This is a genomic window from Nocardioides humi, assembly GCF_006494775.1.
GTDB classification, from domain to species: domain Bacteria; phylum Actinomycetota; class Actinomycetes; order Propionibacteriales; family Nocardioidaceae; genus Nocardioides; species Nocardioides humi.
Genome location: NZ_CP041146.1, coordinates 3,332,839 through 3,354,383 on the forward strand (window position 1 = coordinate 3,332,839; position 21,545 = coordinate 3,354,383).

16 protein-coding genes and 2 pseudogenes are annotated in these 21,545 nt (G+C 73.2%); 4 read left to right on the plus strand and 14 right to left on the minus strand.

Going from position 1 to position 21,545, the window contains the following annotated elements:
- Nucleotides 1-24: 24 nt before the first annotated feature.
- The gene (locus tag FIV44_RS16370) at nucleotides 25-1,149 is read left to right on the plus strand and encodes an S-(hydroxymethyl)mycothiol dehydrogenase (protein WP_141005362.1); all 1,125 of its coding nucleotides are present in this window, start codon (nucleotides 25-27) and stop codon (nucleotides 1,147-1,149) included.
- Nucleotides 1,149-1,778 carry an MBL fold metallo-hydrolase gene (locus FIV44_RS16375; RefSeq protein ID WP_141005363.1) on the plus strand — a complete coding sequence of 210 codons (630 nt, stop codon included), beginning with the start codon at nucleotides 1,149-1,151 and terminating at the stop codon, nucleotides 1,776-1,778. The genes FIV44_RS16370 and FIV44_RS16375 overlap by 1 nt, the downstream gene beginning before the upstream one ends.
- On the opposite strand, the gene FIV44_RS16380 is transcribed toward FIV44_RS16375, so the two are convergent.
- Both FIV44_RS16380 and FIV44_RS34085 read right to left on the minus strand, forming a co-directional pair.
- On the minus strand, nucleotides 1,768-2,535 hold the full coding sequence (locus FIV44_RS16380) for a tyrosine-protein phosphatase (protein ID WP_181410624.1): 768 nt from the start codon (nucleotides 2,533-2,535) through the stop codon (nucleotides 1,768-1,770). The genes FIV44_RS16375 and FIV44_RS16380 overlap by 11 nt on opposite strands.
- Complete coding sequence (locus FIV44_RS34085) at nucleotides 2,532-2,879, minus strand: carbohydrate-binding protein (RefSeq protein WP_425465177.1); 348 nt, start codon at nucleotides 2,877-2,879, stop codon at nucleotides 2,532-2,534. The genes FIV44_RS16380 and FIV44_RS34085 overlap by 4 nt, the downstream gene beginning before the upstream one ends.
- Before the next feature lie 1,404 nt (nucleotides 2,880-4,283).
- On the opposite strand from FIV44_RS34085, the gene FIV44_RS16390 reads away from it, so the two are divergent.
- Entirely contained in the window at nucleotides 4,284-6,527 is a 2,244-nt protein-coding gene (locus tag FIV44_RS16390; RefSeq protein ID WP_141005366.1) for a glycosyltransferase family 2 protein, read from the plus strand.
- 84 nt (nucleotides 6,528-6,611) lie between these two features.
- Here FIV44_RS16390 and FIV44_RS16395 read toward each other — a convergent pair.
- From FIV44_RS16395 to FIV44_RS16440, 10 genes and pseudogenes are all read right to left on the minus strand, one after another.
- Nucleotides 6,612-7,376 (minus strand): annotated as a pseudogene (locus FIV44_RS16395) (DUF1295 domain-containing protein); the annotation flags it as partial.
- 5 nt (nucleotides 7,377-7,381) lie between these two features.
- A complete protein-coding gene (locus FIV44_RS16400) occupies nucleotides 7,382-8,650 on the minus strand; it encodes an SAM-dependent methyltransferase (protein ID WP_141005367.1) in 1,269 nt (422 codons plus the stop codon).
- Nucleotides 8,647-11,877, minus strand: coding sequence for an FAD-dependent oxidoreductase (locus FIV44_RS32295; protein ID WP_246086465.1), 3,231 nt, complete (start codon nucleotides 11,875-11,877; stop codon nucleotides 8,647-8,649). The genes FIV44_RS16400 and FIV44_RS32295 overlap by 4 nt, the downstream gene beginning before the upstream one ends.
- Complete coding sequence (locus tag FIV44_RS34300) at nucleotides 11,877-12,497, minus strand: anti-sigma factor (protein WP_219996042.1); 621 nt, start codon at nucleotides 12,495-12,497, stop codon at nucleotides 11,877-11,879. The genes FIV44_RS32295 and FIV44_RS34300 overlap by 1 nt, the downstream gene beginning before the upstream one ends.
- A 29-nt stretch (nucleotides 12,498-12,526) precedes the next feature.
- Nucleotides 12,527-12,610 (minus strand): annotated as a pseudogene (locus FIV44_RS34305) (hypothetical protein); the annotation flags it as partial.
- Nucleotides 12,607-13,215 (minus strand): ECF RNA polymerase sigma factor SigK, encoded by a 609-nt coding sequence (sigK, locus tag FIV44_RS16420; protein ID WP_141005369.1) that lies wholly within the window; start codon nucleotides 13,213-13,215, stop codon nucleotides 12,607-12,609. The pseudogene FIV44_RS34305 and the gene sigK, both read right to left, overlap by 4 nt.
- A gap of 50 nt (nucleotides 13,216-13,265) precedes the next feature.
- A complete protein-coding gene (locus FIV44_RS16425) occupies nucleotides 13,266-13,961 on the minus strand; it encodes a fasciclin domain-containing protein (RefSeq protein WP_141005370.1) in 696 nt (231 codons plus the stop codon).
- 71 nt (nucleotides 13,962-14,032) lie between these two features.
- Nucleotides 14,033-15,562, minus strand: coding sequence for a molybdopterin-dependent oxidoreductase (locus FIV44_RS16430; protein ID WP_141005371.1), 1,530 nt, complete (start codon nucleotides 15,560-15,562; stop codon nucleotides 14,033-14,035).
- 163 nt (nucleotides 15,563-15,725) lie between these two features.
- Nucleotides 15,726-16,103, minus strand: coding sequence for a hypothetical protein (locus FIV44_RS16435; protein ID WP_141005372.1), 378 nt, complete (start codon nucleotides 16,101-16,103; stop codon nucleotides 15,726-15,728).
- Entirely contained in the window at nucleotides 16,088-16,714 is a 627-nt protein-coding gene (locus FIV44_RS16440) for a helix-turn-helix domain-containing protein (RefSeq protein ID WP_141005373.1), read from the minus strand. The genes FIV44_RS16435 and FIV44_RS16440 overlap by 16 nt, the downstream gene beginning before the upstream one ends.
- A gap of 157 nt (nucleotides 16,715-16,871) precedes the next feature.
- Between FIV44_RS16440 and FIV44_RS16445 the strand changes: the two genes are divergently transcribed.
- A complete protein-coding gene (locus tag FIV44_RS16445) occupies nucleotides 16,872-19,949 on the plus strand; it encodes an Ig-like domain repeat protein (RefSeq protein ID WP_141005374.1) in 3,078 nt (1,025 codons plus the stop codon).
- A gap of 144 nt (nucleotides 19,950-20,093) precedes the next feature.
- Here the strand turns inward: FIV44_RS16445 and FIV44_RS16450 are convergent, their stop codons facing one another.
- Nucleotides 20,094-21,059 carry a succinylglutamate desuccinylase/aspartoacylase family protein gene (locus FIV44_RS16450; protein ID WP_141005375.1) on the minus strand — a complete coding sequence of 322 codons (966 nt, stop codon included), beginning with the start codon at nucleotides 21,057-21,059 and terminating at the stop codon, nucleotides 20,094-20,096.
- A complete protein-coding gene (locus FIV44_RS16455) occupies nucleotides 21,046-21,507 on the minus strand; it encodes an ATP-dependent zinc protease family protein (RefSeq protein WP_246086466.1) in 462 nt (153 codons plus the stop codon). Before FIV44_RS16455 ends, FIV44_RS16450 begins: the two co-directional genes overlap by 14 nt.
- Nucleotides 21,508-21,545 lie beyond the last annotated feature (38 nt).

A 21,545-nucleotide genomic window follows, 5' to 3' on the forward strand; every position in this document is an offset into this window, starting at 1 on the left:
ACAGTCGGATGAGGAGGACTCCCCATGAGTCAGCAGGTGAAGGCCGTCGTCGCTCGGGCGAAGGGTGCGCCGGTGGAGGTCGTGACCATCAACGTGCCGGACCCGGGGCCGGGCGAGGCGGTGGTGAAGGTCCTCTCGTGCGGGGTGTGTCATACCGACCTGCACTACCGCGAGGGTGGGATCAACGACGAGTTCCCGTTCCTGCTGGGCCACGAGGCCTCGGGCATCGTGGAGGCGGTCGGCCCGGACGTCACCGGCGTCGCGCCGGGCGACTTCGTGGTGCTGAACTGGCGCGCGGTGTGTGGTGAGTGCCGGGCCTGCAAGCGGGGCGACCTGCACTACTGCTTCAACACGCACAACGCCACCCAGAGGATGACCCTCGCCGAGGGTGAGGACGCCGGCACCGAGCTCTCGCCGGCGCTGGGGATCGGGGCGTTCGCGGAGAAGACCCTGGTCGCGGCCGGCCAGTGCACCAAGGTCGACGCCAACGCCCGTCCCGCGGCCGTGGGCCTGCTGGGCTGCGGGGTGATGGCCGGCATCGGTGCCGCGATCAACACCGGCCAGGTCGGTCGCGGGAAGTCGATCGCGGTCATCGGCTGCGGCGGGGTCGGGGTCGCGGCCATCGCGGGCGCTGCGCTCGCCGGCGCGTCGCCGATCATCGCGGTCGACATCGACGCCAAGAAGCTCGCCAAGGCGCGGGAGATGGGCGCCACCCACACCGTCGACTCGAGCGGCTCGTCGGGCGTCGATCCGGTCGAGGAGATCAAGCGGATCTGCGCGGAGGTCTACGAGGGCGCCGACGGCGCCGACGTCGTGGTCGAGGCGGTCGGGCGCCCCGAGACCTGGAAGCAGGCGTTCTACGCCCGCGACCTGGCCGGCACCGTGGTCCTGGTCGGCGTCCCGACGCCGGACATGAAGGTCCCGGAGATCCCGCTGATCGACGTGTTCGGCCGTGGCGGGGCGCTCAAGTCGTCCTGGTACGGCGACTGCCTGCCCTCACGCGACTTCCCGATGCTCGTCGACCTCTACCAGCAGGGCCGGCTCGACCTGGACGCGTTCGTGACCGAGGAGATCGGGATCGGCGACATCGAGGCCGCGTTCGACAAGATGCACCACGGCGACGTACTCCGCTCGGTGGTGATCCTCTGATGGCCGGTCCGTCGTCTGCCAGGGTCGACCATGCCGTCACCTCGGGCACCTTCTCCCTGGACGGCGAGACCTTCGACGTCGACAACAACGTCTGGGTCGTCGGCGACGACACCGAGTGCGTGGTGATCGACGCCCCGCACTCGGTCGAGGACATCCTGCAGGTGGTCGCGGACCGGCGGGTCAAGGCGATCGTGTGCACGCACGCCCACGACGACCACGTCCGCGTCGCCCCCGCCCTCCGGGAGGCCACCGTCGCGCCGATCCTGCTGCATCCCGACGACCGGCCGCTGTGGGAGCTCACCCACCGTGAGCACCTGTGGGACGTGGACCTCGCCGACGGCCAGACCCTCGAGGTCGCCGGCACGACCCTGCAGGTGCTGCACACCCCGGGCCACGCCCCGGGCGCGGTGTGCCTGTACGCCCCGGACCTGGGGTGCGTGTTCACCGGCGACACCCTCTTCCATGGCGGCCCCGGCGCCACCGGTCGCTCCTACAGCGACCGGCCCACCCTGGAGGCCTCCATCCGCGCCAAGCTGTTCGACCTGCCGCCCGACACGATCGTCCACACCGGCCACGGCGAGGACACCACCATCGCCGCCGAGCGGGCCGGACTCGACGCTACGGAGTGACCCGGAGCAGCTCGCGCAGCCGGCCGAGCACGTCGTCGTCGAGGCCCAGCCCGTCGCGGAGGTACGACGTCCGGTCGCCGAAATGGGTGGCGACCGCGGTCCAGGCGGAGTCGAGGTACTCGCTCGCCACGACGAGGGTCGGCTCGTAGACGCCGACCAGGTCCGGGCCCAGGTGCTGGGCGATCTCGGCCTCCACCCGGGCCCGGCTGGCGGCGCTGCGGGCGTTGGTGAGCAGGTAGTCGGACTCGATGGTCGGGTCGTCGACGCCGGCGATGTGCAGCAGCAGCGCGGACACCCAGCCGGTCCGGTCCTTGCCGGCGGAGCAGTGGAAGAGCTGCGGCCCGCCGATCGCGAGCTGGCGCAGGACGCCGCCGAACGCGGTCCGGGAGCGGTCCTCGGTGACGAAGGTGCGGTAGACGTCGTCCATCAGCACGACGGCGTCCTCGCGGCTGCGCAGGCTCGACATCCGCTCCATCGGGATGCCGATCGCGTCGAAGTGCAGGGCCTCGGCGCCGGGTACGGCGGGGTCCGGGTGCAGGTCGACCTCGGTAGGGGAGCGCAGGTCGATGACGGCGCGCAGGCCGATCGAGCCGATCCGCCCGTGGTCGTCGTCGGTGAGGCGCAGGTCGTTGGAGCGGTAGAACACGCCGGTCCGGAGCCGGGCGCCGTCCCGGGTGGCGTAGCCGGGACCGGCCACGTCGCGGAAGTTGTCGGCGGAGGCGAGCCGGAGCCGCTCGCCGTCGTCCGGGGTGGTCACGGGGAGCCGTCCTCGGTGGTGCCGTCGGCGATCTCCTCCTGCGTCAGCGGCCGCCACGGGGACGGCGACTCCTTCGTGGACGGCGCCTCCGGGCTGACGCCCTGGTTCCACCACTGCGCGACATAGGCCCTGCCCCGGAGCTGGACGCGGTCGCCTGCCTTGTAGACGTCGACGGCGCTCCAGTCGGCGAAGGTCCCGGGGGCACGGTCGGGGTCGGCTCGGGCGTCTCGCCCGGCAGGACCGGTCCGATCAGCCGCCAGGCGGAGGCGCTCGCCTCGACCGTCGGGTCGTCGGGTACGTCGCCGCTCGTCCACCACTTGGCGACGTAGACGTTCTGCTTCCACACCACGCGCTGGTCCTTGAGGTAGATGCTCTCAGGGTCCCAGATCGGGTAGGGGCTGGTGGCGGGGTCGTCGGTCGTGGTGGCCGTGGGATCCGCGGTCGTGGTGTTGGTCGTGGGTGCCGCCGGGGCCGGCTCGCCCTTCAGCCGCAGGCCCAGGACCCGTGCGAACGCTCCCGTCTCCTGCTCGACGCCGCTGCACGAGTCGGACACCTTCGTGACGTCGGGCCAGTTGCTGCTGCACTCCCGGTCGCGGTTGAGGGACCACAGGGAGAGGCGGCCGAGGCGCTGCTGGGCGGCGAAGGACTTCAGCACGCGGGCGTCCTCCAGGGTGAACACCTCGCCGGCCACGTCGTTCTGGCCGAGCATCGGCGTGGCGCCGAGCCCCCGCCAGAGCTGGGCGCTGGTGCGGTGCGTGCCGGCGGCGTCGTACAGGTCGGCGAGCTGGTCGTGGGTGCTCTCCAGGGCCTGCACCGCGGCGTCCCCCATGGACTGTCCCGCGTCCCGGCTCCCGCCGTAGTCCATCGTCATCACGTTCACGCCCGCCAGGTCGACGCCCCCGCGCACCATCTGGTCGACCAGCGCGCGGCCCTCGGCGGTGAGACCGTCCGGGGCGACGGGGAGGGTCAGCCAGACCTCGACGCCGGTGCTCTCCTGGAGCCGTGCGACGGCCTGGGTACGACGCTCGTTGGCCGCCGTGTCGGAGAGCGCCTCGCCCTCCACGTCGAGGTCGATGACGCTCAGGTCGTAGCGGGCCACGACCGCGCGGTAGGCGTCGTACAGGTCGTCGGGATCGGTGCACGCGACGGCGAGCTCGGTGTTGGCCTGGCCCCCGAAGGACACGATCGGGGTGCCGCCGAGCTGGCTCAGCCGGGCGATCCGGCGGTCGAGGTCGAGCTCCTCACCCGCCTCGGGGAGGGTGTGGTAGGTGCCCCAGGTCGGCGTGCAGTCGTCGGCGGCCGCGGCGACCACGAAGGACAGCACGGCGTTGGCGCCGGCCCCGGCCTCCGGCTCCTCGAAGGGCAGCGAGGGCGTCGCGGTCACGTCGACGTACCCGGCGAACCAGGACGCCTGCGGGACCTTCACCCGCGCGTCCTGGAACCAGCGCCACCCGCGCAGGGAGGCGAAGACCAGCGCCACCGCCACCAGCAGTACGACGACCAGACGCGTCCACGACAGGCGTCGTCCCTCGACCAGCGCCACAGTCCACCCCACTCGCTTTCCCTCGCCGTTCGCCCTCCCGCAGCCCGGCCAGCGACTACCCTACGAGGCTGGGCCCGGGTGCGGGGCGCGAATGACAGCACCGGACCGGGGGAGGGTTCGCATGCAGGGGAGAGCCGCGACCGGCGGCGGCACGGCCGTGCCCGTGCGCCGGCGGCAATGGGGCGCGGAGCGTCGGTCGGAGCCGATGCCCATCGTCCACCTGCGCCCGACCATGGCCAAGCTGACCTGGGGCCGGATCGCGATCACCGCGACCGTGCTGTTCTGGTTCGCCTACCTCGTGTCGACGATCGCGCGGCACCTCCTCAACGGCGTCGGCGGCTTCCGGTTCACGATGGAGGCGATCTCCTATCTGACGGTCGTGACCTTCCTCACGTTCTCGGCGCTGATGTACCTGGTCGCCCGGCAGGGCGCGATGAAGCGGTTCCGGGTGCACCAACGGGTGCCGCGCGGCCTGCTCGACGAGCACTTCGCCGACAGCGGTCGCTCGCTGACCGTGCTGGTCCCGTCGTACGCCGAGGAGCCGGACATCGTCCGGCTGACCCTGTGGAGCGCCGCCCTGCAGGAGTACCCCGACCTGCGGGTCATGCTCCTCGTCGACGACCCGCCGTTCCCCACCGATCCGGTGGTGCGGGAGCGGCTCGACGCGACCCGGGCTCTCGCGCGCGACGTGGAGCGCGCCCTCGCCGTGCCGCACGGCCGGGCGGCGGCCGCCTACGAGCAGGCCCGGCGTGTCCTGGGCGAAGCACCGGTCGCGCCGGCGGGCAGCCTGGCCGCGCTGGCCGAGGAGTACCGCGCCGCAGCGGAGTGGCTGGAGCAGATGGCCGAGCAGGAGGCCGTCGCGGACCACGTCGCGGAGTTCTTCGTCGACCAGGTCCTGATGGGCCTGGCCAGCGAGCTGCGACTCTCCCTCCTCGCCATCGAGGCCGCGGTGGAGCAGGGCGGCCGGATGGCGTCGGAGCGGGTGCGCGAGCTGCACCGGCGCCTGGTGTGGATCTTCGCGGCGCAGGTCGGCAGCTTCGAGCGCAAGCGCTACGCCTCGCTGTCGCAGGAGGCCAACAAGGCGATGAACATCAACGCCTATCTCGGCCTGATGGGTGCCACGTGGCGGCCGAGCGAGTCGGCCGAGGGCACGCTGCTGAGCCGGCTGGCGCCGGACGCGCCGCGCGAGGACACCGACCTGGTCGTGCCGGACAGCGAGTACGTCCTCACCCTCGACGCCGACTCGCAGCTGCTGCGCGACTACTGCCTGCGGCTGGTCTACTTCCTGGAGCAGCCGGAGAACCAGGACGTCGCGATCACCCAGACGCCGTACTCCTCCTACCGCGGTGCGCCGACCCGGATCGAGCGGATCGCCGGTGCCACCACCGACATCCAGCACATCCTGCACCAGGGCATGACCTATCACGACGCGACCTTCTGGGTCGGGGCCAATGCGGTCATCCGGCGTCGGGCACTCGAGGACATCGTGCAGGTCGAGACCGTCGGCGGCTTCGAGATCCGCACCTACATCCAGGACCGGACGGTCATCGAGGACACCGAGTCGAGCGTCGATCTCGCTGCCGCGGGCTGGCGGCTGGTCAACTACCCGGAGCGGCTGAGCTACAGCGCCACCCCGCCCGACTACGGCTCGCTGGTCGTGCAGCGCCGGCGCTGGGCCAACGGCGGGCTGTTGATCTTCCCCAAGTTCTGGGCCCAGCGGCGGCCGAGAGCGGCGGCCGGCGTACCGATCCGGTGGGGGGAGTTCACCCAGCGCCTCAACTACATGGCCTCGATCGCGTGGGCGAGCTTCGCGCTGCTGCTGTTGCTCTTCTACCCCTATGACGGGCGGCTGCTCTCCCCGCTGGTCATCGGTGCGGCGCTGCCCTACTTCCTGTGCATGGCCAGCGATCTGCGGCTGTGCGGCCACCGGCGCCTGGACGTGTTCCGGATCTACGGCTTCAACCTGATCCTGCTGCCGGTCAACCTGGCCGGCGTGCTGAAGTCGATCCAGCAGGCCTTCACCGGAGAGAAGATCCCGTTCGCGCGAACCCCCAAGGTGCGCAACCGTACCGCGGCTCCGGGACTGCACGTGCTCGTGTCGTACCTGATCGTGATCTACTCGCTCATCACCGCGTGGCGCAGCTACCAGCACGAGACCTGGGGGAATCTGGCCTTCGCGCTGTTCAACGCGGTCCTCGCTGCCGGCGCGATCTGGGCCTGCATCGGCGTCCGCAATTCCTGCGTGGACATGGCCATGGGCGTGGTGAACTGGCTGTTCGTCCCCGCTCGGAAGCCGGCGGCTCCGCAGACGGCGTCCGCCGGCCCGCAGCCGGTCGACTGGCAGAGCATCCTCTACCACGGTGACCGGCGGTTGGGACGGGACCTGCGGCGCCGCAACGACCGCCGCCGACGGATCACCCGCACCCGCGTGCCGCGGGGTGGTCGTTGAGGCACGTGCTGATCGGCGGTTCCTCGCGGGGGGACGGTCAGCCCCGGCGCGGGGCCGGGGGACGAACCGGGCCGTCCGGGCGGCGTACTCCGGGTAGCCGGGGCGCTGCATCATCGTCTGCTCGAGCAGGCGGGCGCCGGTCGCCTCGCTGAGGAACCAGGTCATCGCGGCCGGCGCGGCGACGGTGGCGAGGCCCGCCACCCAGCCGGAGGCCAGGCCGCCGGCGAGCCACAGCCCCCACCACACGCAGGCGTCGCCGAAGTAGTTCGGGTGCCGGGTCCACGCCCACAGGCCGGTGTCGAGGACCGCGGGCCGCTGGTCGCGCGGGCGGGAGCGGTACGCCGCCAGCTGGGCGTCGCCGACCGCCTCGAAGTAGATCCCGACCAGCCACACCAGCGCGCCCGCGGCGACGGCCGGCCACCAGCGCACCTCCAGGACGACGCCGACCGACACCGGCAGCGCGATCAGCGGGACCAGCGCGCCCTGGAGCGCGAACACCTTCCGGACCGCCCGGCCCATGCCCACCTCGGGGAGGCTCCCGCCGAGGAGCTTCTCGTAGCGTGGGTCCTCGCCGTCGTGCCGCGCCGTGCGCCGCCCGATGTGCCAGGCCAGCCGGGTCCCCCACAGCACCACCAGCGCCACCAGCAGCCAGCTGCGGGCGGGGGACCCGGCGTCCCGCGCGGCCGCGCCCGCCCCACACGCGAGCGCGGCCGTGGCGAACGCGGCCCCCCAGGCCACGTCCACCACGGCCACCCGGCCCTGGCGCCGGGCGACGAGCGCGGTCACCGCCATCACCGCCGCGGCGGCGACGACGGACAGCGCGACGCTGAGGATCAGGTCGGCCGCCATCCGGCTCACCAGTCCCGTACCCACGGAAGGCCGTGCGATGCTCCCGGCCGGACCAGCAGGATCTGGTCGACACCCATCCGCCCGTCGCGGAAAGCCATCGAGCCGCCGACGAGGTAGAGCCGCCAGACCCGGACCAGCTCCTCGCCGACCAGCGCGGTGATCGCGTCGAGGTTCTCCTCGAACCGCCGCAGCCAGCCGGCGACGGTGAGCACGTAGTGCTCGCGCAGCGCCTGCACGTCGCGCACCTCCAGGCCCGGCTCCTCCAGCAGGCCGACGGTCGCGGCGACCGGCCGCATGTGCATGTCGGGCGCGATGAAGGACTCGATGAACGGCCCGCCGCCCGGGTGCTTCGCGCCCCGCGACATCTGCTGCACCAGTACCCGGCCGCCCGGCCGCACCGCGTCGTGCAGCACCCGTGCGTACGCCGGGTAGTTGCGCCGGCCGACGTGCTCGCCCATCTCCAGCGACGCGACGGCGTCGTACTCCGCGCCTCGGACGGGGACGGCGTCGCGGTAGTCGCACAGCCGGATCTCCACGCGATCCGCCAGTCCCCGCCGCCGCGCGGCCGTCTCGGCGTACTGCTGCTGCTCGTGGGAGATCGTCACCCCGACGACGTGCGCGCCGTAGCGCTCCGCGGCGTGCAGCGACAGCGAGCCCCAGCCGCAGCCGACGTCGAGCAGCCGCATCCCCGGCTCCAGGCCGAGCTTGCGGCAGACCAGGTCCAGCTTGGCCTCCTGGGCGTCGGCCAGCGGCTGCTCCGGCGAGGAGTGGTAGCCGCAGGAGTAGGCCATGGTCCGCTCATCGAGGATCAGCGCGTAGAAGTCGGCGGTGGTGTCGTAGTGGTGGCTGATCGCCCGCCGGTCGCGGTCCCTGCTGTGCAGCCGGCCCCGGACCCGGGCCTGGGTGTCCGGGGGCGCGGGCGGGCGTCCCAGCAGGTCGAGCCCGAGCGCCGAGCGCAGGGCGCCGGCCAGCGCCCGCAGCGGCGGCCGCCGCCCGGACAGTCCGCGCTCGGCGGCGACCGCGAACGCGTGGGTGAGCGCCGCGTCCAGATCGCCGGGTACGTCGAGCTCGCCGGTCACGTAGGCCTGGGCGGCGCCCAGCTCGCCGGGGTGCCAGAGCATCCGGCGCAGCGCGTCGGGGGAGCGGAGCTCGACGACCGGCGCGTCCGCCGGGCCGGCCGTCGTACCGTCCCAGGCGACCAGCCGCACGGGGAGGTCGCCGCCGACGAACGGCCGCAGCGTGGCGGCCAGGTCCGGTGCGATGCCGGTGGTCATCGCGTCTCCTCCCGCACCAGGGTCAGCTGGTGGTCGTCGATGTAGCCGGCGGCGAACCCGGCGCGGCAGTACTCCAGGTAGAAGTGCCACATCCGCAGGAACCTCTCGTCGAAGCCGAGGCCGGTGACCCGGTCCCGCGCCGCGGTGAACGCCTCGTCCCACAGCCGCAGCGTGGTCGCGTAGTGCGGCCCGATCGCCAGGTCGTCGGCGATCCGCAGTCCGGTGTGCGCCCGCGTCACCTCGTCGACCGCCCGCACCGACGGCAGCGCTCCGCCCGGGAAGACGTACTTCGTGATGAAGGTGTGCGTCGTGGCCGTCGCGAGCATCCGGTCGTGCGGCAGCGTGATCGCCTGCAGCGCGACCCGTCCGCCGGGTGCGAGGACGTGGTCGAGGGTCCGGAAGTACGCCGGCCAGAACTCCCGGCCCACCGCCTCGATCATCTCCACCGACACCACCGCGTCGTACGCCGCCGGCGGCTCGTCGAGCAGCGCCCGGTAGTCGCACAGGTCGACCTCGACCCGGTCGGCGTACCCGGCCGCGGCGATCCGCTCCCGGGCCAGCTCCTGCTGCTCGACCGACAGCGTGACGGACCGGACCACCGCGCCGCGGGCGGCGGCGCGGATGGCGAGCTCGCCCCAGCCGGTGCCGATCTCGAGCAGCCGGGTGCCCGGCCCGACGCCGGCCTGGTCGAGCAGCCGGTCGATCTTGAGGTGCTGTGCGGCGACCAGATCGTCGGGCCCGGCGGTCGCGGGGTCGGCGAAGAGCGCGCTGGAGTAGGACAGGGTCGGGTCGAGGAAGGTCGCGAACAGGTCGTTGGACAGGTCGTAGTGGTGGGCGACATTGGCCTGCGTGTTCTCGCGGGTGCCGCGCTGGCTGCGCGGGATCCGGGTGACGACGAGCGAGCGCAGCCGCTGCAGCGGGCGCGGCACCAGCGTGGTCAGCTCGGCGGCCAGCACGGTGAGGAAGTCGCCGAGCACGCCGTCGCCGGGCGTGCCGTCCTCGGTCCAGGCGCCGCTCAGGTAGGCCTCGCCGAACCCGATGAGCTGGTCCCGGCCGAGCCGGGCGAACAGCTCCTCCGGCCGTCGTACGACGATCGCCGGGCCGCCGCGCCCGAGCACCTCCGCGGACCCGTCGGCGTGGCACAGCCGCACGGTCACGTCGAGCCGGGCGATGGCGGTGCGGAACAGCCGCTCGGCGATCCGGGCGGCGATCCCGCCGGTGCGGAGCCGGTCATGGTCGCGGATGGTGGGGCGGGGCTGCACCGGCAGCCGCCGGGCCCACAGCGCGACGCCGTGGGCGCGGATCAGCGCGGCGCCGCGCAGGCCGGCGAGCGGCAGCCGCGGCGGGTCGCTGGGCGTGCCGGTCAGGGCGGCGTCGAAGCGCGCGCCGTCGTCGGTGACCAGGCGGACGGCGATCCGCAGCCTCCCGGTGACCGGGTCGGGCGGCGGCGCGAGCACCTCGTAGTGTCCGTCGGTGCCGTGGAAGGGGGACACGTACATCGCCTTGGCCACCGTTCCCCGCCCTTCGTCGTCGGTGTCCAGCAGGTAGGCGTGCCGGTCGCCGTAGGTGTTGTGCACCTCCACGACCGTGGCGTCGGGTGCTCCCTCCCCGGACGGGTCGGCCCAGCACCAGTGCACGGAGATCGGGTTGAAGCAGTGCCCGAACGCCCGGGGCTGGGCAGCCATCAGCGCCCGCCCGCCCCGCAGGTCGAGGCCGTGCCCGGCGAGGAACCGGTCCAGGCCCTCGCGCACGGAGCGGGTGTCGCCGGCGAAGTGGTCACGTCCCTCGAACCGGCCTCGCACGCCGGCGACGCGGCCGCCGGGTGCGACGCGGTCGAGATCGACGACGGTCAGGTGCGAACGGTGGGTGAAGGCGTTGCGCAGCGGCTCGCGGCGGCGGTGGGTCAGGGTGGTCGCGTAGGTCGTCGCGGCGGGCCGCGGACGGCTCTCCCCGAGGCCGAGCCGCGCGACCGCCCGCCGGCCCGAGCGCGCGCCGTCCTCGTGGAACCCCCAGCCGTGGTAGGCGCCGGCGAACACGATCCGGTCCGTGTCGATCTCGGGCAGCCGGGCCTGCGCGGCGACGGACTCCGGCGTGTAGAGCGGATGCGCGTACTCGCGCCGGACCAGCACCGTCGCGGGATCGACGAGGTCCTCGCCGCCCAGGGTGACCAGGTAGCGGGCGTCGGTGGGCAGCCGCTGCAGCCGGGTCAGGTCGTAGGTGACCTGCACCCGCTCCTGCGCGACCCGCGGCCGGCGGAAGTTCCACGACGCCCACGCGTCGCGGGAGCGCGGCAGCAGCCGGGTGTCGGTGTGCAGCAGCGCGGTGTTGGTGGAGTACGGGATCGCGTCCAGGACCTCCTTCTGCTCCCGCGTGGGCGCGGCGAGCAGCCCGAGCGCGATGTCGGGATGCGTGGCGACCACCGCGGCGTCGTACCGCTCCCGGCCGGCCGGCGTGGTCACCTCCACGCCGTCGTCGGTCTCCTCGACGGCGAGCACCGGCGTGCCGGTGCGGATCCGCCCGCCCCGGGCCTCGATCGCGCCCGCGATCGCGGCGACATAGGTCGCGGAGCCGCCCGTGACGGTGCGCCAGGTCGGGGACCCGAGGACCGTGAGCATGCCGTGGTGCCGGAGGAAGGCGAAGAGGTACGCCGCCGGGTAGTCCAGCGCGGTGTCCGGGTCGCACGACCAGACCGCCGCGACGAGCGGCTCCAGGAAGTGCCGCCGGAAGTACGGCGAGAAGCCGTGGCGGTCGAGGAAGGCGGCCAGCGTCGTCTCCGCGCCGCCGGTCGGGTGGTCGAGCAGTCGCCGGGCGGCCCGGTGGAAGCGGGGGATCTCGGCGAGCATCCGCAGGTACGCCGGGTTGCGGTGGTTGCCCGATCCGGCCGGGAACAGGCCGCGTCGCCCGAGCGCCCCGGCCCACTCCAGTCCGGTCGCCTCGTCGCTGGTGGACAGCGACATCTCCGACGCCTGGGTCGCGACGCCGAGCTCGTCGAGGATCCGGGTGAGCACCGGGTAGGTGCGCCGGTTGTGCACGATGAACCCGCTGTCGATCCGCAGCGTGCGGCCGGCCGGGTCGGTGACCGGGTGCGTGTCGGCATGCCCGCCGAGCCGGTCGTCGGCCTCGAGCAGGGTGACCTGCGTGCCGGAGCGCGAGGCGAGATAGGCCGCGGTGAGCCCGGCGACGCCGGAGCCCACCACGGCGATCCGCCGTGGAGAAGGCGTGGTCATCAGGAGTCCAGGGCGAAGAGCGCGATCGGGTCGCTGGTGGGCTCGGGCGAACCGCCGTCGGGCTCGACGGTGATCCCGACACCGGTCGCCTCGGACGCGTCGCCGTCGAGGACGTAGGTCGTGTCCGGCTCGTCGGGCATCAGCCCGGCCGGCACCATGTCGCCGGCGGGCGTCTGCAGCCACAGCTCGTAGACCTTGCCGTCGGGCGCGAGCGCCATGTCGGTCGTCCGGATCAGCGCCTTGCCCTCGCTGCGCGAGATCACGATCGCGGCCGTGGACCCGTCGGGGAACGACTTCTCCACCGTGCGGGCGTCGGCGGCGGCGAGGATCCGCTCTGCTGCGGTCAGCTCCTGCGGACCGTCCTCCCCCACGGCTGCAGCCAGGCCAGCCCGACCCCGAGGAGGAGCACGACGGCGGCGGCGACGGCCAGCAGGAGCGGCGTACGACGGCGCAGGGCGGTCACGGTCCCGCCGGTCGGCAGCGGGGGCAGCGGACGGATCCGCTCGATCCCCGCGAGCACCTGGTCCCGGACGGCGGCCGGAGGCTCCACCAGGTCGCCGGTGCCGAGCGCGGCGGCGGCCTCGCGGAGGCCGTCGACCTCCTCGCGGCAGTCGGCGCACTGGGCGAGGTGGGCCTCGAACCGGGCCCGCTCGACGTCGTCGAGCGCGTCGACGGCGTACGCGCCGGACAGCGCGTGCACATCCCAGCCCTGGGTCTGGTCGTGATCGCTCATCGGCCTACTCCGATCGTGTCGCGCAGCCGGATCAGGCCGTCGCGGATCCTGGTCTTCGCCGTCCCGACCGGCAGGTCGAGGAGGGCGGCCACCTCGGTGTGGGTGTAGCCGCCGAAGTACGCGAGCTCGATCGCCTCGCGCTGGACGTCGGTGAGCTGCGCCAGCGCCGCCCGGACCCGGCGGGCCTCCAGCCCGGCGTGGGCGGCCTCGGCGGTGCTGTCGTGCTCGACGCCCCGGTGGGTCTGCTCGTAGGTCAGGTCGCGCCGGGTGGCGGCCTCCGCGCTGCGGACCCGGTCCACCGCCTTGCGGTGGGTGATGGTCATCAGCCAGGCCAGCGCGCTGCCGCGCGCCGCGTCGTACCTGCTCGCCCGGCGCCAGACCTCGAGGAACACCTCCTGGGTGACCTCCTCGGCCTGCGCCGGGTCGCGCACCACGCGCAGCGCGAGGCCGTGGACCCGCGCCGCCGTGGCGTCGTACAGCGCGGCGAAGGCGGCGGTGTCGCCGCGCGCGGCCCGCTGCAGCAGCGGGCCGAGGTCGGTGCCGTGGCCGCCGGCCGGCGCCCCCGCGTGGGGAGCGCCGGCCGGGTCGCCGGGGACCGGATCCATAGACGTGATCCTTCCGGGTCAGGTGGTGTCTGGTGAGTGCCCGTTGCCGGTCACTTCACCCCGGTCAGCACCTGGTCGATGACGTAGACGGTCGCGTTGGCGGTGGGGATGTTGCCGCACAGGACCTTCGCGGTGACGGTGCCGTCGGACACGGTCATGCCGCTCTCGGCGTCGCCCTCGATGGTGAGCTGGTCGCCCGCGAGCGTCTCCTGCTCGCCGCCGACGCTGTCCGGCCCCTCGTTGGAGCCGACCACGTGGTGGGCGAGGACCTTGTAGAGCATGCTGTCCTGGCCCTTCTCCTGGCCCTCGGTGACCATGCCGTTCAGGTCGTCCTCGGGGATCGCCGCGAAGGCGTCGTTGTACGGCGCGAACACGGTCAGCGCCGCGGCGCCGTTGAGGGTGTCGGCGAGACCGTCGATGCTGGTGACCGCGGTGACCAGGGTGCTGAGCAGCGGGTTGTTGCTCGCGGCGGTGGCGACCGGGTCCTTGACCATGCCGTCGAAGGAGCCGGCGCCCGATGTCGGGATCTGCGAGCAGCCGGGCCCGAAGGTCTGCGCCGCGGGGCTCCCGTCGGCACCGTCGGCACCGTCGGAGCCGGGGGCGTCGCTGGTCATGCCGCTGTCCGCGCTCGGCGTGCTGTCGGCGTCGCTCGCGTCGCCGTCGTCACCGCACGCGGCGAGGGAGACGGAGAGGGCGAGGACGGCAGCGGTGGCGCCGGCGGTGCGGCTGAGTCGCTGGAGCTTCATGGTGATGCCTTCCGCAGAGGATGGGTTCTGCAGGTGATTCGGAGCCGGGCGGCGTGCGGATGGGTGCGAGATCAGGAGACCTTGACCAGCAGCTCGTGCAGCCCGCTCGCGCCGTCCGGGAACGGCTCGGCGCGGACGGCGGTCTGCGGCTCGCCGTTGCCCGCGACCGCGCGGACCGCGATCCGGTGCGACCCGGACTCGGCCGACCAACGGTGGAACCACTGGCGCCAGTAGTCGTTGCCGCCGTCCGGTCCGAGCTGGGCGTCCACCCACGGGCCGCCGTCGACGCGGACCTGTACGCCGGCCACGCCGCCGCGTTCCTGCGCCCACGCCACGCCGCCCACGACGACGTCGCCGGGGTCGACCTCGGCGAGCGCCTTCGGGGTGTCGATGCGGGCGGAGATCTTGATCGGCGCATCGGTGGCCCAACCGCGCTCGGTCCAGTAGGCCTGCTGGTCGTCGTACCTCGTCAGGGTGAGGCGGGTGAGCCACTTGGTGGCGCTGATGAAGCCGTACAGACCGGGGATCACCATCCGCACCGGGAAGCCGTGCTCGCGGGGGAGCGGCTCGCCGTTCATGCCGACCACGACGAGCGCGTCGCGGCCGTCGGTGGCGAGGTCCAGGGGCGTGCTGATCGTCATGCCGGCGAAGTCGGTGGAGAGGATCTGGTCCGCCCGGGTGCTCCCGATGCCGGCCAGGTCGAGCACGTCGGTGAGCGGGACGCCGAGCCAGCGGGCCGCGCCGACGTACGGGCCGCCGACGCTGTTGGACACGCAGGTGAGCGTGATGTCGCGCTCCACCATCGGCATCGCGAGCAGCTCGTCGAAGCTCAGCGTCACCTTCCGGTCCACGTCGCCGTCGATGGTCAGGGTCCAGTCGTCGGCGCTGACCACGGGGACGTCGAGTCGGGTGTCGACCCGGTAGAAGTCGCCCTTGGGCGTGCGGAACGGGGTGATGCCGGGGACCTGGTCGTCGAGGCCGCGCGGCAGCGGTCGTGCCGGGTCGGCGGGAGTCGGGAGGGCGACGTCCTCGGGGCGCGCGCGGAGCGAGGAGACCAGCCGCCCGGCGATCCCCCCGGCGGCGGCGATCGCGGTGAGGGCGGTGATCGCGAGCAGGACGGTACGACGCCCGTCACTCCGCCCGTCACTCCGCCCGTCGTCCGCGTGGTCCTGGGTGCGCGCGAGCAGCCGCAGCGCGGCCGGTGCGGCGAGCGCCGCCACGACGCACGGCACCAGGTCGAGCGGACCGGCCTGCGGGCGGGTGAGCACGGCACCCGCCGCCACCGCCACCAGCACGACCAGGACCGCGGCGCCGGCGGCGAACCGGCGCCGGGCGACCACGCCGGCCAGCGCGGCCAGGGCGAGCACCCCGACCAGCACCGACCCGACCAGAACCGCCTTGTCCGCGCTCCCGAAGGTGCGGATCGCCCACTCCTTCATCGGAGTCGGCGTCAGGTCGATCACCGTCGACCCCACCGCCAGCACCGGCGACGCGGCCGGGTCGGTCACCGCCGCCGCCAGGTGCGCCAGTCCGATCCCCACCAGGGTCGCCAGCACGCCGTACCACGCCCAGAGCAGCGTCCAGAGCAGTCGGATCCTCATGCGGGTGGTTCGTTGCCGCCGGCGAGTCGGATCGGCTGCATGAATCCCCGGATGTCCGGGGATTCATGCACTTGTCAGGCGTTGCAACCCCTGACAAGTGCATGAATCGCCTGACAAGTCCCCCGGGCTGCCGGCTGCCGGCTGCCGGGCTGCCCGCTGCCGGCTACCCGACCGCCCGCCGGGTAGCGATGTCCCGCATCCAGGCCGCGCCGAGCGCGAACTGGCTCTGCGCGCCGTAGTGCGCCATCGCACCACGGATCCGGCGCTGGGCCGTGCGGGCCGACAACCCGAGCGCCCGGCCCGCCGACTCGATGGTCGCGCCGTGCTCGAGCATGCCCAGCAGGGCGTCCCACTCGGCCACGTCGGCCGCGGGACTGCGGCCGGGAGCCGGGATGGACTCGGCCCACAGCAGGTCGAAGTAGTCGGTCATCGCCCGCGCGATGGAGAGGTTGGCGACCAGGACGAGGTCGACGAGGTCGGCCCGCCCCCACTGGATCGGGAGCGTGACCATCCGCTCCGAGACCATCATCCAGCTCGGCACCCGGGGTGGATGCGGACCTTGGCGCAGGACGCGATCCCGGCGAAGGCGCGCGCCGGGTCCGGGTCCGACACGGCGGCGCTGGCGACCACCACCCGGACGTCCACGCCCATCTCGGCCAGATACGCCTCGGCCTCGTCCGGGTCGGCGCCGACGTCCGCGATGCCCACCACCTCGGGCATGAACATGCTGATCCGCTGCGGTGGCTGCGTCGCCAACTGACGGGTCCAGATCTCCGCCATCGGCACCGGTCCGCGGATCACCTCGATGGTGTGCGGGTCGTCGAGGTGCGAGCGCAGCGCCCAGTTCTCGACGAGGACGGGCAGCTCCTGCAGCAGGTACTCGACGTCGTCGAGTCGACGGCGTACGTCGTCGAGCCGGTCGCCGACCTGCGCGATGGTGCGCTGCTCCGGGGACTGGTAGCCGAGGTTCTCCCCGTCCCAGGCCAGGTAGCCGCGCTCGGCCAGCGTGGCCAGGCAGCGCTCGGTCTCCGCCTCGGCCAGACCGAGGAGCTCGGCCGCTTCCTCGGTGTTGACGGGCCGCCAGCGCAACAGCACGGGCAGCGCGCGTGCGCAGTCGTCCGGTCCGGAGGGCCCTGAGGGGAGCGTGCTCATCGGTTCCTCGCATCTGCCGTCGTCGATGCCGTCGACCGTGGCGGGTTCACGTCATGGCCGTACGGCGCCAGCCCCCGTCCTAACCTGCCACAGGTACACCCTCTCCGGGCCTCGAACGTCGGGTCCGATCGCTCCCGCCTCCTGATCGGAGACCGTCATGTCCCCACGCTCTCGGGTCGCCTGGTGGCTCGCTCCCGTCGCCACCCTCGGTCTGCTGGTGCCGCTCCTGGCCGCCGCGCCCGCGGCGTACGCGGAGGACGGCGCGACGGACAACTGCGTGCCGGGCAACGTCTTGGAGTGCCTCCAGTTCAGCTCGGGATACGCCGACGACGCCGACCCGGACGAGGATCCGGTCAACAACCGGCCCACCGACGACTCCCCGTCCTGGGACATCGAGATGGCCACCGCCGCGCCGTCGAACAGCGGGCAGCCGTGGCAGGGCACCTTCCGCGTCGTCCAGCACAGCACGGTCGACGGTGCCGGCGGCGAGCAGTGCCTGCAGGCGCACCCCGTGCTCACCGACCCGATCACCCTCAGCAAGGCCGTGACGCTGGAGGACTGCTCGGCGATCGCCAACCAGCGCTGGTACGTCGAGCCGGTCGGGCGCGAGGGAGAGGAGATCGACACCACCCCGGGGGCCTGGGATCCGTGGGCGCTCTACCAGAACCCGACCCGGGCCGAGGGCTGGCGGACCAAGTTCTACCTCCGCAGCGCCGGGGGCGGCGACGTGGCCGACCTCTGCTACGGCGCGGAGGCCGACGGCCTCTACATCCTCGGCCAGACCGGCCGGGGCGGCCGGCTGTTCGAGTGCGGCCAGAACCCGTCCGACATCGGCATGATCACCGGCCCCAATTCCCGCATGGACAAGGAGAACGCCGAGTGGAACCTGTTCAGCTACGGCGGGACCCATCCGCGCTACCGCACCGAGTCCGAGCGGCGACGGATCGCCGACGCCTTCTTCAGCGCCGCGCTGGTGCACGCCCTCGCGGTGTGCGCGACCCCGAACGGCAGGAGCACCTGCGCGGGCAAGCTGTACGACGAGTCCGGGGGCAGCGTCTCGGACTGGAGCCGGATCGACAACCTGCAGCTCAACCAGCAGGTCACTCCCACCACGATCACCAATGGCTGCGCGGCGGGCCCGGACCAGCCGATCGGAGGTGACGACGGCGACGACGACGGCTCGGGTACGCCGGACCCGCCGGCTTCGGCGCGGGTCATCTACAACGGCGGCGACGCCCCGATGACCACGACGCTCGGCAGCAGCGGCACCAACGAGTTCAGCGCCTCGGAGACCCACAGCCTCTCGGTCGAGGTCAGTGCCGGCTACAGCGCGTTCATCACCGAGGGCGAGGTCACGGTGACCACCTCGCACGAGTGGGGCAAGACCTGGACCAGGAGCCACACCTTCAGCCAGGACGTGACGTGGACGGTGCCGCCCCACCGCTACGCCCGTGCCACCGTCAGCACGGCCGCGCTGCGGGTGCGGGCGGCGTGGAGGTTCCACACGCAGACGGGCGGGTTCAACCCCTGGCAGACCGATGCGTTCTCGGTGCTCAACGTCCCCTACTCCAGCGACCCGACCGCCGGCGAGCCGGACACCCTGATGTCGGTCTACAACTCGTGGGACTGGAAGGCCTGCTCGGCGGCGGCCCCGAGCGTCCTCGACCCGGGCAGGCGCCCCGAGATCACCAACACCACCGCACCGGGCATCGCCCCGACGATCGGGGACGTGCTCAGCGTCAAGGCCGACGACCCCGACGACCCGGACGGTTCCTGGTGGGACACGCGGGGGAGCAGCGAGCCCGTCGCCTTCCGCTACCAGTGGTATCGGCAGCGGGGCGCCCAGCCCGCCGAGACGATCGACAACGCGCGCGGCAGCACCTACCTGGTCACCGACGACGACATCACCGACCCCGAGGTGATGGACCGGTTCGGGCCGTACCACATCTTCGTCGGCGTCACCGACGTCGCGAACCAGTACCGCTTCGACTCCCGCGAGTACCTCTCGCTCACGACCTCGGCGGTCACCGAGGAGCGGGCCCGGATCGGCGACACCCAGGTGCAGCTGTCGATCCTCAACCAGGACGTCGATGCCGGCACCGACACCATCGTCGACATCTCCGCGTCGGCGGCCGGCTCGGTCGGCCCGCCCAGCGGCACGGTGACGATCCGCGACAACGACGCCGAGATCGGCGTACCGGTCGAGCTCGGTCCCGACGGGACGGTGCGTACCCGGCTGCGGCTGCCCCGCGGGACCCACGCCCTGGAGGCCGTGTACGGCGGCGACGGCACCCTGAGCGGCGGCGTCAGCAATGTCGCCCGGACCACGATCTCGGGGTCGCCGTCGAAGACCACGCTGGAGCTGGTCGAGGGCACCACCGCCGTCGGCGCGACCTCGCACGCGCGGGTCAGGGTCGCCCCGACCGGCAGCGCCGACGTCCCCCCGGGCGGCCAGGTCCAGCTGCGCGCGGACGGCAACACCCTCGGCGCGCCGATCACCCTCGGCGCCGACGGCACCGCGGAGGTGGTCCTCCCCGCACCGACCGACGGCGGGCAACGCCAGATCACGGCCGGCTATCTGGGCGACCAGGTCTTCGATCCCTCGACGAGCGAGCCGGCCACCCAGAAGGTCGCGACCATCGCCACGAAGGTGGGCCTCGAGGGCGACGTGCTCATCACCCATCGCAAGGGGAGGATCAAGTGGGTCGCCACCGTGGCCGCCCCGTCCGGGACGCCGCAGGGCAGCGTGCAGTTCCGGGTCGACGGCCTCGCCCACGGCGCCCCGATCGCGATCGACGGCTCCGGCCGGGCCTGGCTGAAGATGACCGGCCTGGCGCTCGGCCGGCACCGGGTCACCGCGCAGTACGCCCCGACCTCGTCGGTCCACGGCGGCGCCTTGTCCGACACGATCAACGTCGAGGTACGCCGCCACGGGGCCAAGACGAAGGCGAAGGCGAACCACACGACGATCAAGAAGGGCAGGAGGCTCGTCGTCACCGGCACCGTCAAGGGCACCAAGGGCGCGCCGCCGGTCGCCGGCCGCAAGGTGCAGCTGCTCGTCAACGGCGTCGTCGTCGCGAAGGTCAAGGTGGCCCGCAACGGCAGCTACCGGCTGACCGCGAAGCGGCAGAGGCTGCTCCCGGGCGACAACGTCGTCCAGGTCCGGTACGTCGGCTCCCGTCCCCGGTCCATCGCCCCGGACCTCTCGAAGAGGATCCAGGTCCGCCGTACCTGACCTCGGCGCGGTGCTGACTCGCCTGTCCGGCTGGCCTACCGCTGGCGGCTGCATGAATCCCCGGATGTCCGGGGATTCATGCGCTTGTCAGGGGTTGCAACACCTGACAAGCGCATGAGATCCCTGACAAGTCCGCCCGGTGGGCTACCCCTCGACCGGCGAGGCGATGTGCACGAGCGCGTCGCCGGCGTTCACGATCGGCGCGCGGGTCAGCCCGATCACCACCCCCGAGCGGTCGGCGTGGACCAGCCGGACCCGGCGGCCGAAGGTGTCGGAGAGGCCACCGAGGCGCTGGCCCTCCTCGACCTGCTCGCCGAGGTGGACGTCGAGGTGCAGGATGCCGGTGCCGCGGGCCCGGACCCAGCCGCTGCTGCGGCACTCGAGGGGCGCGGCGTGGTCGGCGTCGGCGGGCTCGGGGTCGATCATGCCGAGCGAGGCCAGCACCCGTCGTACGCCGGCCACGCCGACGGCGATCGGCTCCTCCTGGAAGCGCAGCGCCTCGCCGGCCTCGTAGAGCAGCACGGCGGCGCCGGCGTCCCGCCCGGCCTGGCGCAGCGAGCCGTCGCGCAGCCGGGCGTGGACCATGACCGGGGCGCCGAAGGCCTCCGCGAGCGCGCGGGTCCGCGGGTCGTCGAGGTCGGCGCGGATCTGCGGGAGGTTGGTACGACGGTCGGCGCCGGTGTGCAGGTCGATGCCGACGTCGCACTTGCTGACCACCTCGGTCATGAACAGGTGCGCGATCCGGCTGGCGAGCGAGCCGCGGGCGGAGCCGGGGAAGGAGCGGTTGAGGTCGCGGCGGTCGGGCAGGTAGCGGTCGCCGGTCATGAAGCCGAGCACGTTGACGACGGGTACGGCGACCAGGGTGCCGCGGAAGGTGCGCGCCGACAGCGTGGCGAGCGCCTGCCGGATCACCTCGACGCCCATCACCTCGTCGCCGTGGATGGCGGCGTTCACCCAGACCGCCGGCCCGGGCTCGCGACCGTGGACCACCCGCACCGGCAGGCTCACGTCGCCGCCGGTCACCAGCCGGGTGATCGGCAGCTCGACCTCCTTGGTGGAGCCGGCGCGGACCCGGACGCTGCCGATCGCGAACGACTCACGCAGCGCCATCGCGTCCCCGGTTCTTGCGGCGCACCCTCCGCGGCGGCCGCCCGCCGAGGTAGGAGCGGCCCGAGTCGACGAGGAATCCCTGGCGCAGCGCCTCGCGCCCGACCAGCATCCGGAAGCCCATCTCGTCGCGGCGGGTGAGCGTCACCTCGGTGGTGACGGTGTGGCCGAGCAGCTCGATCTCCGTCAGGACGACGATCCGCTCCTGCGCGTGCCCGGTCGAGCTGCGCACCAGCCGCCGGTCGTGGACGGGGCACTCGACGACGACCGAGTCCTCCGCCGAGCGCTGCCAGGGGTGGACCGAGAACCGCACCCGGTCGGATCCGTCGAGCGAGAACTCCTCGAGGTCGAAGGCGTGCAGGGCCGACGTACGGGCGCCGGTGTCGAGCTTGGCCTTGACCGGTCCCACGCCGAGGCCGGGGAGGCGCACCCACTCGCGCCACCCGGCCACCACCGGGGGACTGATTGAATGGGCCCTGACCACACCGC